Origin of the sequence: Afifella sp. IM 167 (assembly GCF_020144925.1) — a bacterium.
In the GTDB taxonomy this organism is placed as follows: domain Bacteria; phylum Pseudomonadota; class Alphaproteobacteria; order Rhizobiales; family Afifellaceae; genus Afifella.
In genome coordinates this window covers 153,277-166,198 of the sequence record NZ_NSLC01000005.1, presented here as the reverse complement: position 1 = coordinate 166,198, position 12,922 = coordinate 153,277, and the positions used below count along the sequence as shown (strand labels likewise).

15 protein-coding genes are annotated in these 12,922 nt (G+C 67.7%); 9 read left to right on the top strand and 6 right to left on the bottom strand.

Annotated elements, in window-relative coordinates:
• The first annotated feature begins 44 nt into the window (after positions 1-44).
• Entirely contained in the window at positions 45-1,037 is a 993-nt protein-coding gene (locus CLD20_RS10500; RefSeq protein WP_224406579.1) for an SDR family oxidoreductase, read from the top strand.
• Between the two features lie 63 nt (positions 1,038-1,100).
• Here CLD20_RS10500 and CLD20_RS10495 read toward each other — a convergent pair whose 3' ends face one another.
• Positions 1,101-1,934 carry a DeoR/GlpR family DNA-binding transcription regulator gene (locus CLD20_RS10495; RefSeq protein ID WP_224406578.1) on the bottom strand — a complete coding sequence of 278 codons (834 nt, stop codon included), beginning with the start codon at positions 1,932-1,934 and terminating at the stop codon, positions 1,101-1,103.
• Between the two features lie 32 nt (positions 1,935-1,966).
• Here CLD20_RS10495 and CLD20_RS10490 point away from each other — a divergent pair, with 32 nt between their 5' ends.
• The 5 genes from CLD20_RS10490 to CLD20_RS10470 all read left to right on the top strand — a co-directional run bounded on the left by CLD20_RS10490 (position 1,967) and on the right by CLD20_RS10470 (position 6,450).
• On the top strand, positions 1,967-2,596 hold the full coding sequence (locus tag CLD20_RS10490) for a TIGR00725 family protein (RefSeq protein WP_224406577.1): 630 nt from the start codon (positions 1,967-1,969) through the stop codon (positions 2,594-2,596).
• 111 nt (positions 2,597-2,707) lie between these two features.
• Positions 2,708-3,484 carry an ABC transporter permease subunit gene (locus CLD20_RS10485; RefSeq protein WP_224406576.1) on the top strand — a complete coding sequence of 259 codons (777 nt, stop codon included), beginning with the start codon at positions 2,708-2,710 and terminating at the stop codon, positions 3,482-3,484.
• Positions 3,484-4,548 carry an extracellular solute-binding protein gene (locus CLD20_RS10480; RefSeq protein ID WP_224406575.1) on the top strand — a complete coding sequence of 355 codons (1,065 nt, stop codon included), beginning with the start codon at positions 3,484-3,486 and terminating at the stop codon, positions 4,546-4,548. Before CLD20_RS10485 ends, CLD20_RS10480 begins: the two co-directional genes overlap by 1 nt.
• Before the next feature lie 25 nt (positions 4,549-4,573).
• Entirely contained in the window at positions 4,574-5,398 is an 825-nt protein-coding gene (locus CLD20_RS10475; RefSeq protein WP_224406574.1) for an ABC transporter permease, read from the top strand.
• Positions 5,395-6,450 carry an ABC transporter ATP-binding protein gene (locus CLD20_RS10470; protein ID WP_224406573.1) on the top strand — a complete coding sequence of 352 codons (1,056 nt, stop codon included), beginning with the start codon at positions 5,395-5,397 and terminating at the stop codon, positions 6,448-6,450. Before CLD20_RS10475 ends, CLD20_RS10470 begins: the two co-directional genes overlap by 4 nt.
• A gap of 16 nt (positions 6,451-6,466) precedes the next feature.
• Here the strand turns inward: CLD20_RS10470 and lhgO are convergent, their stop codons facing one another.
• The gene (gene lhgO, locus CLD20_RS10465; RefSeq protein WP_224406803.1) at positions 6,467-7,717 is read right to left on the bottom strand and encodes an L-2-hydroxyglutarate oxidase; all 1,251 of its coding nucleotides are present in this window, start codon (positions 7,715-7,717) and stop codon (positions 6,467-6,469) included.
• Between the two features lie 278 nt (positions 7,718-7,995).
• Between lhgO and CLD20_RS10460 the strand changes: the two genes are divergently transcribed.
• Both CLD20_RS10460 and CLD20_RS10455 read left to right on the top strand, forming a co-directional pair.
• Positions 7,996-8,145 (top strand): hypothetical protein, encoded by a 150-nt coding sequence (locus tag CLD20_RS10460; RefSeq protein ID WP_224406572.1) that lies wholly within the window; start codon positions 7,996-7,998, stop codon positions 8,143-8,145.
• Complete coding sequence (locus CLD20_RS10455; RefSeq protein ID WP_224406571.1) at positions 8,142-8,441, top strand: hypothetical protein; 300 nt, start codon at positions 8,142-8,144, stop codon at positions 8,439-8,441. The genes CLD20_RS10460 and CLD20_RS10455 overlap by 4 nt, the downstream gene beginning before the upstream one ends.
• A 322-nt stretch (positions 8,442-8,763) precedes the next feature.
• Here the strand turns inward: CLD20_RS10455 and CLD20_RS10450 are convergent, their stop codons facing one another.
• The 3 genes from CLD20_RS10450 to CLD20_RS10440 all read right to left on the bottom strand — a co-directional run bounded on the left by CLD20_RS10450 (position 8,764) and on the right by CLD20_RS10440 (position 11,195).
• The gene (locus CLD20_RS10450) at positions 8,764-9,069 is read right to left on the bottom strand and encodes a hypothetical protein (RefSeq protein WP_224406570.1); all 306 of its coding nucleotides are present in this window, start codon (positions 9,067-9,069) and stop codon (positions 8,764-8,766) included.
• A 257-nt stretch (positions 9,070-9,326) separates the two neighbouring features.
• Positions 9,327-10,967 carry a chaperonin GroEL gene (groL, locus tag CLD20_RS10445; protein ID WP_224406569.1) on the bottom strand — a complete coding sequence of 547 codons (1,641 nt, stop codon included), beginning with the start codon at positions 10,965-10,967 and terminating at the stop codon, positions 9,327-9,329.
• Between the two features lie 69 nt (positions 10,968-11,036).
• On the bottom strand, positions 11,037-11,195 hold the full coding sequence (locus CLD20_RS10440) for a hypothetical protein (protein WP_224406568.1): 159 nt from the start codon (positions 11,193-11,195) through the stop codon (positions 11,037-11,039).
• 270 nt (positions 11,196-11,465) lie between these two features.
• Between CLD20_RS10440 and CLD20_RS10435 the strand changes: the two genes are divergently transcribed.
• A complete protein-coding gene (locus tag CLD20_RS10435) occupies positions 11,466-11,732 on the top strand; it encodes a DUF1488 domain-containing protein (RefSeq protein ID WP_224406567.1) in 267 nt (88 codons plus the stop codon).
• Between the two features lie 294 nt (positions 11,733-12,026).
• Here CLD20_RS10435 and CLD20_RS10430 read toward each other — a convergent pair whose 3' ends face one another.
• The gene (locus CLD20_RS10430; protein WP_224406566.1) at positions 12,027-12,656 is read right to left on the bottom strand and encodes a LysE family translocator; all 630 of its coding nucleotides are present in this window, start codon (positions 12,654-12,656) and stop codon (positions 12,027-12,029) included.
• Positions 12,657-12,922 lie beyond the last annotated feature (266 nt).

Here is a 12,922-nt window from a genome sequence, read left to right as displayed (position 1 = left end):
GGGCTTTCGGCCCGCGGCCGACACGCCAGAGGGGACAGAAAACCATGCGCAGAACGGTTGTCATCACCGGTGCCTCGGCCGGTGTGGGCCGCGCCGTGACGCGGCGCTTCGCACGCGAGGGCGCGCGGCTCGGCCTCATCGCCCGCGGGCGTCAGAGGCTGGAGGAAACCGCCGAGGAGGTGCGCGCGCTCGGCGGCGAGGCGGAGATCTTCGCCATCGACGTCGCCGACGCCGCAGCGGTGGACGCGGCCGCGGAGGAGGTGGAGCGTCGCTTCGGGTCGATCGACATCTGGATCAACTCGGCGATGGTGACCATCCTCGCCCCGGTGGAGGATATCAGCGCGGAAGAATTCCGCCGCGTCACGGAAGTCACCTATCTCGGCTGCGTCAACGGCACGCTTTCGGCGCTGAAGCGCATGCGCCTGCGCGACCGCGGCACCATCGTCGCCGTCGGCTCGGCGCTCGCCTATCGCTCGATCCCGCTGCAGGCGCCCTATTGCGGGGCCAAGCACGCCATCGTCGGCTTTCTCGATTCGCTGCGTTCCGAACTCATCCACCAGCGCTCGCGCATCAAGATCTCGGCCGTGCACCTGCCGGCGGTGAACACGCCGCAATTCGACTGGGCCCGCAACAAGCTGCCCAACCGCGCGAAACCCCTTGGGCCGATCTTCCAGCCGGAAGTGGCGGCCGAGGCGATCCACTATACGGCGCTGCATCCGCGCCGCGAGCTCTGGGTGGCGCGCTCGGCGATCACGGCGATCATCGGCCAGAAGTTCATGCCGGGCTATCTCGACCGGCTGCTGGCGCGCACCGCCTGGAGCGGCCAGCAATCCGACGAAGCGGAGAAAGAGCGGCCGGACAATCTCTACGACCCGGTTGCCGGCGGCTATGCCGCGCATGGCCGCTTCGACGCGCGGGCGACACAGAACGCGCCGGCGCTCTGGGCGGCCGAGCACAGCGAGGCGATCGGCATCGGCGCCGGGATCCTGGCCGGTGGGGCGCTCGGCTGGGCGCTCGGCAGGTTGCTTTCCAGATAGGGGGCCAGATAGGGGGGCCAGATAGCGCCGGGCAGAGAGCGCAGCTCAGGCGGGCCGCGCGGCTCAGGCGCTGAGCCGGCCGGCTTGCCTATCCTTCACGGGCAGAACGAGCGCGCAGCCCGCCGCCTCCAGCGCGGCGGCGGCCCGGGCGGGCGGGCCGGCTTCGAGGACGATGCCGCGCAGCGCCCGCACCCGGCAGAGCCGGCGCGGGGCCGAACGGGAGAACTTGCTGGTATCGGCGAGGACCCAGGCATCGCGCGCCGCCTCGATGGCCGCCTGCTTGACGGCGATCTTGGCCGGATCGAAATCCCATGGCGCCCCCTCCTCGTCGACGGCGGAGGCGCCGAGAAAGGCATGATCGAGACGGAGCCCCGAAAGGGCGAGGGCGGCGGAGGCCCCGGTGATCGCCCCATCCGGCGTGCGCACCTCGCCCGGCAGGATCTCGACGGCAAGGCCGCGCGCCCCGGCAAGGATGGAGGCGGCGTTGAGGCCGGCGCAGACGGCGCGCCCTTCGCTGAGGCCGCCCGCATCGAAGGCGGCCCGCAGCGCCTGGGCAAGGGCCTCGATGGTGGTGCCGACATCGAGAAAGAAGCTCTCGCCGCTCGCCACCAGCGCCACGGCGGCCGCCGCGATCTCCTGCTTGGCGGCGGTGTGGCGCTCGCGCTTGTCGCGATAGGAGGGCCGGGCCGCCGCCTCGGCCGGGCTGGCACCGCCGTGAAAACGCTTCAGAAGACCCGCCGCTTCCATGGCGATCAGATCGCGCCGGACGGTCTGCGCCGAGCAGCCGAAGCGCTGCGAGAGCACGTCGATGGTGACGAAGCCGTCCTGGCGAAGCGCCGTCAGAATGAGCTCGCGGCGCTCGCCCGGCACATTCGGATCGTGTAAGTTTTCGATCATCACCTCCAGACATATCACGGGAGCCGATCTTCATGCCAGACCTCACGCTCGCCAGCGACGGCACGCTATGGCGGGGCGACAGCCTTTTCGATGCCTGGGAGCGGCGCTGGGTGGCAGGTCGCGCGCCCGGCGACGCGGCCCCCGCGAGCCTCATCGAGGCGGCCACGGCCGTCATGCACGGGCCGAGGGTGCGGCGCATTCCGGTCGGCGTCATCGGGCCGCGCGAGCCGGAAGGCCGGCAGGCGGAGGTCGCGCAGGCGCTCGGCCGCGCCCTCGGCGAGCTCGGCGTGCAGATGGCCTGCGGCGGCAGGGGCGGCGTCATGGAAGCCGCCTGCCGCGGCAACCTGGAGGCCGGCGGCCTGCCGATCGGGCTTTTGCCGGACGAGGAATGGGAAAGCGCCAACCCCTATGTCGCCATCCCGCTGGCGACCGGGATCGGCACGGCGCGCAACGCCGTGCTCGCCCGCGCCTGCACGGCGCTCGTCGCCGTGGGCGGCGGCTACGGCACGCTGTCGGAAATCGCCTACGGCCTGCACTGGGACCGGCTGGTGCTGGCCATGGAGGGAGCGCCCGAGGTGAAGGGCGCGATCCGCTGCGCCTCCCTTCCGGAGGTTCTGGAGCGGCTGGCGCGCCACGTGCTCGCCCTGCCGCAGGCAAGCTGAGATCGGGTCTTGCTCCGCCCGGAAAGGAGCGTCATAAAACTTACAAAGCGCGCTTCTATGGAAGTTGTCGACCATCGGGGCATCTCAAAAAGCGCGTGAAGGGGGAAACGAGTGGCGGCCGTGACGTGGGCCTACCTGACCTATCTGGCTCTGCCGATCGTCCTGCTGTTCGTCGGCTCGCTGGGTGAAAGCTGGACGAACACGCTGTTTCCCTCCGGCCTGACGGGCGAATGGTACCGGCAGGTGATCGAGGATCCGAGCTTTACCCGGGCCTTCTTCACCAGCCTGAAGGTCACCGGCGGCACCTGCCTCGCCGGCACGCTCCTCGGCCTGCCGCTCGCCTATGCGGCGGTCAGCGCGACGGGGGGCGCCTTTTCGCGGCTGGTGCGTTTTGCCATGCTGGTGCCGGTCGCCGCGCCCGAGATCACGCTCGGCTTCGGCTTCATCATCGCCTTCTCGACCGCCGCGACGCCCTGGCTCGGCTCGCCCTGGCTGCTCGTGGCGGGCCACACGCTGCTCACCCTGCCCTATCTCGTCGCCACTTTGATGAGCGACATGGCGGCGCTGCGGCTCAGCGAAATGGAAGCGGCGGCCGCCTCGCTCGGCGCCGGCTTCTGGCGGCGCCTCCTCGACATCGTCGTGCCGGTCTCGGCGACGAGCCTCCTGACCGGCCTCGTCACCGTCTCGGCGATCTCCATCGGCGAGTTCCAGCTCTCCAACCTGATCGCCGGCTTCCTCGACCGCACCTATCCGATCGTTCTCCTGCAGGCCTTCTACGGCGCCACGGGCTTTGCCTGCGCGGCGACGGTGATCCTGCTCGTCCTTTCGCTCTTTACCGGGACGGCGTCTGCCGTGCTGTCCTCCGCCACCATGAAGGAGAGAAGCTGATGAAGAAATTGCTGCTGGCTGCCGCGGCGGTGCTGGCTTTCGCCTCCGCCGCCGAGGCCTTCGACGGCCCCGAGCTCTACGAGGGCGAACAGGCCCTTTACGAAAAAGCGCAGGAGGAGGGCCTCATCGTCTCCTTCGATACCGGCCCGACCTGGGCGAACTGGGCGGCCCAGTTCAAGGCCTTCAAGGAGCGCTATCCGGGGGTAGAGATCGTCTACAACGACCTCGGCTCGGCCGCGACGGTGGTGGCGCTGGAAAAGGCGCAGAACCGCCCGCAGGCGGACACGGCCTACTATTTCGCCGGTTCGGCCCTCGACGCGGCCGAAAAGGACGTGGTCGCCGGCTTCGAGCCGGTGAATTTCGACAAGCTGCCGGAGCCCTTCAAGAACCCGGAAGGCAAGTGGTTCACCATCCACACGCTCAACATCGCCTTCCTGGTCAACAAGAACCTCGTGGAGGACGTGCCGCATAGCTGGCAGGACCTGATGGACCCGAAATACAAGAACACGGTCGTCTATCTCGATCCGCGCTCCACCGGCCAGGGCCAGGTGCTGGTCTTCGCGGCCGCGCTCGCCAATGGCGGCTCCATGGACGACGTGATGCCGGGCATCGACTATCTGAAGCGCCTGCACGATGCCGGCACGGTGATGCGGACCGTCGGCACGACGCCCTATGCGCAGTTCGTGAAGGGCGAGATCCCGATCTATATCGGCTACGAGAACGACGGGCTGAAGGCGAAGTACAAGGACGGGATGGGCGACGCCGTCGAGGTGGTCATTCCGGAAGAAGCCTCCGCCGCCGCGCCCTATGCGATCAGCCTCGTCAAGGACGCGCCGCATCCGAACGCCGGCAAGCTGTGGCTCAACTTCATCATGACCGAGGAAGGCCAGGCGCGCTTCGCCGACGGCTATGTGCGGCCTTCCGTGCCGGGCGTGGCGCTTCCCGCCGAGGTCGCCGAGGCGATGCCGGCCGCCCCGCAGCTTCAGCCGCTCGACGTCGCCAAGGCCAAGGCGCACAAGGCCGAGATCGACCAGGCCTGGGCACAGGCGGTGCTCGGCCAGTGAGAACCATCAAAGGCGCGCCCGCTTCATGACGGACGGCCGACCCAAAAGACTGGCGCTGGCGGCTCCCGCCGGCGCCTTTCTTCTGATCTTCCTCGCCTGGCCGCTCGCCGGCATCGTCAAGGAGGCGCTCGCCGACGGCGGCGGCGCCTTTTCGCGCGTCTTTTCCGATCCGGTGTTCTGGCGCGGCGTCAGGGGCAGCGCCATCCTCGGCACGCTCGCGCCGGCCGTCTCGACGGTGATCGGGCTCGGCGTCAGCCTGCATCTGGCGCGTCTTTCGCCGGCGCGGCGCGCGACGCTTCTGACCATCATCGCCGTGCCGCTCTCCTTCTCCGGCCTCGTCGTCGCCTACGGCTTCATCCTCGTCTTCGGACGGGCGGGCTTCGTGACGATGCTCCTGGCGGAGATCGGCGCGGACCCCGCCTTCGTCGGCGGGCTCATCTACACGCCGGCGGGGCTCGCCATCGCCTATTGCTACTATCTCATCCCGCGCGCCGTCCTCGTCATCCTGCCGGTGGTGGTCAATTTCGAGCGCGAGCAGCTGGCCGCGGCGCGGGCGCTCGGCGCCTCGCCGCTCAGGGCCTTCGCCGACATCGCCCTGCCGCAGCTGATGCCGGCCTGCCTCGTCGCCTTCGCGCTCTGCGCCGCGGTGGCGCTCGGCGCCTACGGCACGGCCCTCGCCCTTTCCGGCACGCAAATCGCGATCCTTCCCATGGTGCTTTATTCCAAGATCTCCGACACCGGCTCCGACCTGCCGGCCGCGGCCGTCATGTCGCTCGTCCTCATCGCGCTCGCCTCCGCCGTCATGGCAATGGCCGAGCTGTTGCGCCCGCGGCTGAGGAAAAACGCGTGAGCGGAGCAGAGATCCGGCTGATCGGCTGCGCCAAGACCTATGGCGACGGCACGAAGGCGCTGGCCGCCACCGACCTCACGGTGGACCCCGGCGAGGTCGTCGTCATTCTCGGCCCTTCCGGCTGCGGCAAGACCACGCTGCTGCGCCTCCTTTCCGGCCTCGACCGGCCCGACGAGGGCGGGCGCGTCCTCTTCAACGGAAAGGACGTGACGGCGGCGCCGATCGAGCAGCGGGGCGTCGGCATCGTCTTCCAGTCCTATGCGCTCTTTCCGCATATGAGCGTGGCCGGCAATATCGGCTACGGGCTGCGGGTGCAGCGCTGGCGGCGCCCGGAAAGGGCCGCGCGCGTCCAGGAAATGCTGGCGACGGCACAGCTGACGGAACTCGCCGGCAGACGCGTCGACCAGCTTTCCGGCGGCCAGCGCCAGCGCGTGGCGCTGGCGCGCGCCCTCGCCCCGCGCCCTTCCATCATCCTCCTCGACGAGCCGTTGACGGCGCTCGATGCCGGTCTGCGCGAGGGTCTGCGGGCGGAGATCGCCGCGATGATCCGGGCGCAGGGCGCGACCGCCGTCTACGTCACCCACGACCAGGCGGAAGCGCTGGCGCTCGGCGACCGTATCGTCGTCATGCAGAAGGGCGCGATCGCGCAGGCCGGCACGCCGAGGGAGGTCTATTTCCGCCCGGCGAGCCCCTATGTGGCGCATTTCTTCGGCATCGTGAACGAGCTCTGCGGGACGGTGACGGAGGGGGTCTTCCACTCTCCCGCCGGGGACGTACCGGTGCCGGCTTCGATAAATGGCGCGGGGCAGATCGCCTTCCGGCCGGAGGCGCTGAGCCCGGACGAGAACGGGCCGCTCGCCTTCACCGTGCGGGAAAGCGTCTTTGAGGGAACGCGGCAACGCCTGTCGCTCGCCGATCCAAAGGGCGCCAACCTCGTCGCCTATGCGCCCGGCAGCGCTGCGATCGCGCCCGGGGAGAGCCTGCGCTTCCGCCTCGACACCTCGGCTCTGCTCGATGCGGGCAAAAAGCCGGAGCCTGCGAGACAGGGATGAGGCCGGTAGCGGCGGTTCAGGCCTTCCAGGGCGGCGGCGCCAGCTGACGCTCCGCCGCGCCGGCAATGCCAAGCCCGGCCGCCTTCTTCATCACCAGCTCGACGATGTGGCGGCCGATGGGCATGGAGGAGGTCGCCGCCGGAGAGGGCGCGTTGCACACATGCAGGGTCCGGGGCGTCTCCTCGATGAGGAAATCGTGATGTAGCTCGCCCGCCGGCGAGACGGCCTGGGCGCGGATGCCGGCCGGATAGGGCCGCAGATCCGAGAGCTGCAGGCTCGGGCAGTATTTGCGGCAGAGCTCCAGATAGCCGCGCCGGTTGAGCGAGTTGTAGAGTTCCGAGGCGCCCGCGCGCCAGTTGCCGAGCGCCATCTTCCAGAAGCCGGGAGAGGCGACCATCTCGGCGATATCGGCCGGCGAGACAGCGGCCTTGGCATAGCCCTCGCGCGCCAGGCCCAGAACCGCATTCGGCCCGACCGTGACGCTTCCGTCGATCATGCGCGTCAGGTGCACGCCGAGGAAGGGCAGCGACGGGTCGGGGATCGGATAAATGAGATGGCGGACGATGTCGTTCTTCGCCGGCGGCAGGCGGTAGTATTCGCCGCGGAAGGGCACGATGGCAAAGCCGGGCCGCCGCCCGCCGGAACGGGCGAGCCGGTCGGCCTGCAGGCCGGCGCAGGCAATGGCGGAGCGGGCGGCGATGCGCCCTCCCCTGTACCTCAGGACGGCATTGCCCGCTTCCTCCGAAAGGCTCTCGGCCTCCAGGGAGAAGCGGACCTCGCCGCCATCTTCCAAGAAAAGCTCCAGAAGGCGGCGGCAGATCGCCGGATAGTCGGTGATGGCGGTGGCGGGAACGAGGATGGCGCGCGTGCTGCGGATATTCGGCTCAAGCTCGGCGAGCTCGCCGTGGCCGATCAAGCGGTACTCGATGCCGTTCGCCGCGCAGCGCTCCACCAGCGCCTCGATGCGGCGATCCTCCTCCGCGTTGGTGGCGACGAGGAGCTTGCCGCAGCGATCGAAAGGAAGCTTCTCGCGCCGGCAGAACCAGTCCACGGCCTCGGCGCCCTCCTTGCAGAAGCGGGCCTTGGCGCTGCCGGGCTGATAGTAGACGCCGGCATGGACGACGCCGGAATTGTGGCCCGTCTGGTGCATGGCCGGGCGCTCTTCCTTGTCGACGAGAAGGATGCTCGCTTCCGGCAGCGCCTGCTTGAGCTGCCAGGCGGTCGACAGGCCGACGATGCCGGCGCCGACAATGACGAAATCGTAGATCAAGACGCTTTCCTTCTGCCTCGCCCATGAAGCGCCGCGCCAAGGAGCGCGCCGCCTTATTTAAAGCGTCGGGAGGGCGTAGGATACCTCCGCTGGGGCGACATCCCCCAGCCTGTCTTTCGCCGGACCTTCAGATCCGCCCGGCACCGACCCGCGGGTGAAGACCCGAACCGAGATTGCCGCGGAAGGAAGCGGCGCGCCGCGAACGAGCCTTTAGGCACGATCCCCCACCCTGACAGCGGGCGCCGCGGCGGCGCCAGGCAAGGAGAGACAAGACCATGGCAAAGGGCCAGAAACGCAGCACCAAGGAACCGGTCAAGTCGAAGGACGAGACCAAGCAGAAAAAGAAGGACGGGCCGAAATATCTGCGCGACGCGCAGATGCTGCAGACGGCGACGCTGGGCGCGCATCGCGGGAAGAAGGCATGACCGGCACCCCGCAAGACGGGGTCGCCGAGACCCATGAGGCGTTCGATTACGGATCGCCGGCCGAAATGTTCTTCGCGCAATCGAAGGGAGGCCGGCGGGGGCCGATGACCTATCGTCGCTTCGCCACGGCCGCAGAGGCACTGCGGTTCGCGATCGAGGACCTGTCCCCGGTGCTGCTCGCCGGCTCCGTCCTGGAAGTGGGGGACGAGCGCTTCGATCGCACGGCCATCCTCGACCTTTACGAGCGGGGCAAGGCATCGGGCGGGAAGAAGAGCGCCTCCCGTTCCGTCACCTAGCACCCGGCATATGAATACCGGGCGCCGAGGCGCCGGGCCGAGAAGTGCCAGGTTCTAAAGTTCCAGCCGTCGGGATTTCGCGACCGGGCGGCCGCGGCGCGATCCGCGCCAGTGCGTCGGAAGAGTTCTGTCGTCAGGGAATGGGCGTGGAGGCGGCGCCGCCGAAAGCGGCAGGAGCTCCGCGCGGGGGGGGGCCGCCTGGGGGGACCCTTGCGGACATCGGCAGCTATACGCCGCCCTTCGCCCGCACCTGTTGCCCGCGCCTGGGGGGCACGCGCCTCTGCGCAGGCGCGGCGCGGTGCGGTGCGGTACGGGGGTCTGCCTACCTGTCCATCGGGTGGTCGTATTCGTAGCGATCGACGAGGTCGGTCTTGCGGTCCATCGTGATGATGATGCGGCTGCCCTGAGGGTCGAATGCGGAGAGCCGCGAGCGGCTGCCATTCACCATTTTCACGTCGCGATAGCCAATGGCGGTGAGGTATCTGTGCACCTCTGAAAACGGGGTGCCCGAATCGTCGACCGATGTCGCATGCGCCGCAAGGGCGGCATCGCCGACATCGCTCGTCCCGGCGAGCGCGGGAAGGCTGAGCATTGCGGCCGCTGCGGCGGTCGCCATCAATTTCAGCATCAAATAATTCCTTCGATTAATATATTTCGCCCCCCACTCACCGAATATCCAATAATTACAATACGACGTAAAATCAATTCAAATTCATTATTTGATTAACCAGGCCGCGGCAGCCGGCGCATTTCTTCACGTTTTTTATCGGCGCGAGAATATTTCGTCGAGCAGCGCCGGCCTTGCCACTAAAGAACCCGGCGCGCGTGTCAGATTGCCATTGGCCGGCCCATTGCGGGCCGGCCCCTGACATAGAGATGGCGCCCTTAGAAGCCCATTCCGCCCATGCCACCCATGCCGCCGCCGCCCATCGCCGGGGAGTCCCCGCCTGGAATGCCGACGATCATGGCTTCGGCTGTGATCAGCAGCGCGGCGACCGAGCCCGCATCCTGCAAGGCGGTGCGCACGACCTTGGCCGGATCGACGATGCCCGCCTCGATCATGTCGACATAGCGTTCGTTCTGGGCGTCGAAGCCCTGCCGCATGTCCTCGCCGGAGACCAGCCTGCCGACGATGACGGAGCCGTCCACGCCCGAATTGGCGACGATCTGGCGGATCGGCGCCTCGAGCGCCCGCATGACGATCGAGATGCCGGCCGTCACGTCGGCGTTCGCGCCTTTCATGGAAGAAAGAGCCGTCTTGGCGCGCAAGAGGGCGACACCGCCGCCGGGGACGATGCCTTCCTCGACCGCGGCGCGCGTGGCGTTGAGCGCATCGTCGATGCGGTCCTTCTTCTCCTTCACTTCCGTCTCGGTCGTGCCGCCGACGCGGATGACCGCCACGCCGCCGGAAAGCTTGGCGAGGCGCTCCTGCAGCTTCTCGCGATCATAGTCCGAGGTGGTCTCCTCGACCTGCGCCTTGATCTGCCGCACACGCGCCTCGATCGCCGTCTTGTCGCCGGCGCCGTCGATAATCGTCGTCACGTCCTTTTCGATCACCACCCGCCTGGCGCGGCCCAGCATCTCGATCGTGACGTTCTCCAGCTTGATGCCGAGATCGTCGGAAACCATCTCGCCGCCGGTGAGGGTCGCGATATCCTCCAGCATCGCCCTGCGGCGATCGCCGAAGCCCGGCGCCTTGACGGCCGCCACCTTGAGGCCGCCGCGCAGCTTGTTGACGACGAGGGTGGCGAGCGTCTCGCCCTCCACGTCCTCCGCGATGATCAGGAGCGGCTTGCCGCTCTGCACCACGGCTTCCAGCAGCGGCAGGATCGCCTGCAGGTTTCCGAGCTTCTTCTCGTGGAGGAGGATGTAGGGCTCCTCGAGCTCGACGCGCATCTTCTCGGCGTTGGTGACGAAATAGGCCGAGAGATAGCCGCGGTCGAACTGCATGCCCTCCACCACGTCGAGCTCGGTCTCGGCGGTGTTGGATTCCTCGACCGTGATGACGCCTTCCTTGCCGACCTTGTCCATGGCCCGCGAAATCATCTCGCCGACCGCGGCATCGCCATTGGAGGCGATCGTCGCGACCTGGGCGATTTCCTGCGAGGAGCCGACCTTCGTGGCGCGGCCCTCGATATCCTTGACGACGGCGGCGACCGCCATGTCGATGCCGCGCTTGAGATCCATCGGATTCATGCCGGCGGCGACGAGCTTGACGCCCTCGCGCAGGATGGAGGCGGCGAGCACGGTGGCGGTCGTCGTGCCATCGCCCGCAAGGTCGTTGGTCTTGGACGCCACCTCGCGCAGGAGCTGGGCGCCCATGTTCTCGAACTTGTCCTCCAGCTCGATTTCCTTGGCGACGCTGACGCCGTCCTTGGTGATGCGCGGCGCGCCATAGGATCTGTCGAGGATCACGTTGCGCCCCTTCGGGCCCAGCGTCACCTTGACGGCGTTGTTGAGGATTTCGACGCCACGCAGCATGCGATCGCGCGCATCGGTGGAGAATTTGATCTCTTTAGCAGACATGATGTCGTCCAGTTCTGTGCAGGATATCGAAAAGAGGCATCGGCCGTCCGGCCGGGCGAGGCAGCCGTCTCAAGCGCCGCGTTCGCCCGGCGCGCCGGAGAAGCCGGTTGCCTTCGGAATGCCTGCGCTTCGGCCGTCAAACGTGTCGGGAACCCCGGCCAGGCGAACGGCACGCACCGCCTTCGACGCGCCGAAGCGGGCGCGCCCGTAAAAGGGCCGGAATTTCATCAGGAAATTCTTTCTTCAGCCGGCGCGGATGCCGGACTTACCACTCATATGTGGCTTCTGGCACTCAAACGCCAGAAGTGCCAAAAATATTTTTTGGGCGAAAAGGAAGCTTTCTTCGTGAAAAGAGCCACATAATACCACGACGCAGGCCGGGAAATTCTCCGAATAACCCTCAGCCGCCTTCCTTTTTTGGGCCTCAGGCCCAGTCTAGCGCAGAGCGCCAGCGAGGACGGGCCGGCCGCGAGCGCTCTTGGCCAGGAGAAACCGAGCATGCCATTGACCTTCGCCAATGCCAGCAGAAGCTACGACGAGCACCGGCGTCAGATCCGCTTCGTCGGCTACGACGGCATCTTCGAGATACCGTTTCTGCTCGACGTCGACGCCTTGTCGCAGGAGGCGGGGCGCGAGGAGCGCTCCGAGGCCGACCATCTCGCCGCCTTCGACGCCGTGCGGGACACGGTGCAATCCGCCGCCCGGCGGGCCTATTCGCACGGCCGGAAGAACCTCTACGTGCTGACGCCGACGGATTTTCGCTGAGGGCGGCGCGAACGGGCCGCGCCGCACCGCTCCGACGAGAGGCTATCTACAGCCGGCTTTCGGCGGCAGCACGAGGGCCGCGCGCAACGGCGATGGCGGCGATCGTCAGGCCGCCGGCCAGATGAAGGTCGGCCGCATGCCGGCCGCGATCCCGGCGGGGGTGGAATGGGCGAAATCCTCCGTGCCGACGCCGAAGCCGAAGACCGCGCCCATGAAGGATGCGCCGGCGATCAGGCCGATATCGCGCGACAGGCTGAGCCCAAGATTGCCTCGCTACGGCTCTTGCAGCGGTTCCTATCGTTCCTGGAGAGCCAGCCGAACCCCCAGGGCGCAATAGATGCTGCCGACGATCTTGCCCTGCCATCTCAGCACGGTCGGATGGCGGCGAAGAAACCTGCCCAGGCCGCCGGACGTGACGGCAAAGACGACGCAGCTCAGCAGTCCGAGCAGGACAAAGACGGTACCCAGAACCGCCAGTTGCAGGGCGACCGCGCCGTTTTCGGGGCGGACGAACTGCGGCAGAAAGGCGAGGAAGAAGAGCGCCGTCTTGGGATTCAGCACTTCGGTCAGGATCGCCTGACGAAAGGCTCTTTGCGCCGTGATCGGCAGGGCGCGGGCGGCGGTCGGGTCCGAAGGCGTCTTTGCCAGGATCGCCTGCAGGCCAAGAAAGACCAGATAGGCCGCTCCGAGATACTTGACGATCGTGAACAGGGCGGCCGAGGCAGCGATGATGGCGGAGATGCCTATGATCGCCATGAAGGTGTGGATCACGTCGCCCGCCGCGACCCCCGCGCCCGTTGCGATGCCGACCTTCGTCCCCGAGCTCGTCGCCCGCGCGACGGTCAGGAGAGTGGCGGGACCCGGAATGAAAACGAAGCCGAGAACGATCGCGATATAGGTGATGAGGGTCGTCCAGTCGATCATATGCCGGTCCTCCGATCCGTATACTGGATGAAATCCACCCTTTTGGACCGAGCGCAAGCCCGCTGGTCGCGACGCGGATGCCGCGTATCGGGTGATGGCCTTGAGGCGCCAGTGGCTTCTGCGGGCCCCGCACCATTCGCTGGGGCAGCGAGCGCTGGTGCCTCGCCTGCAAATACCTGATTTTCGGCATTTCCGGGTGCGCAAGAGCGGCTGGCGGGCCGGAGCCGAAGAAACGGAGAACCACGGCTGCGCGATACCCCCTCCAA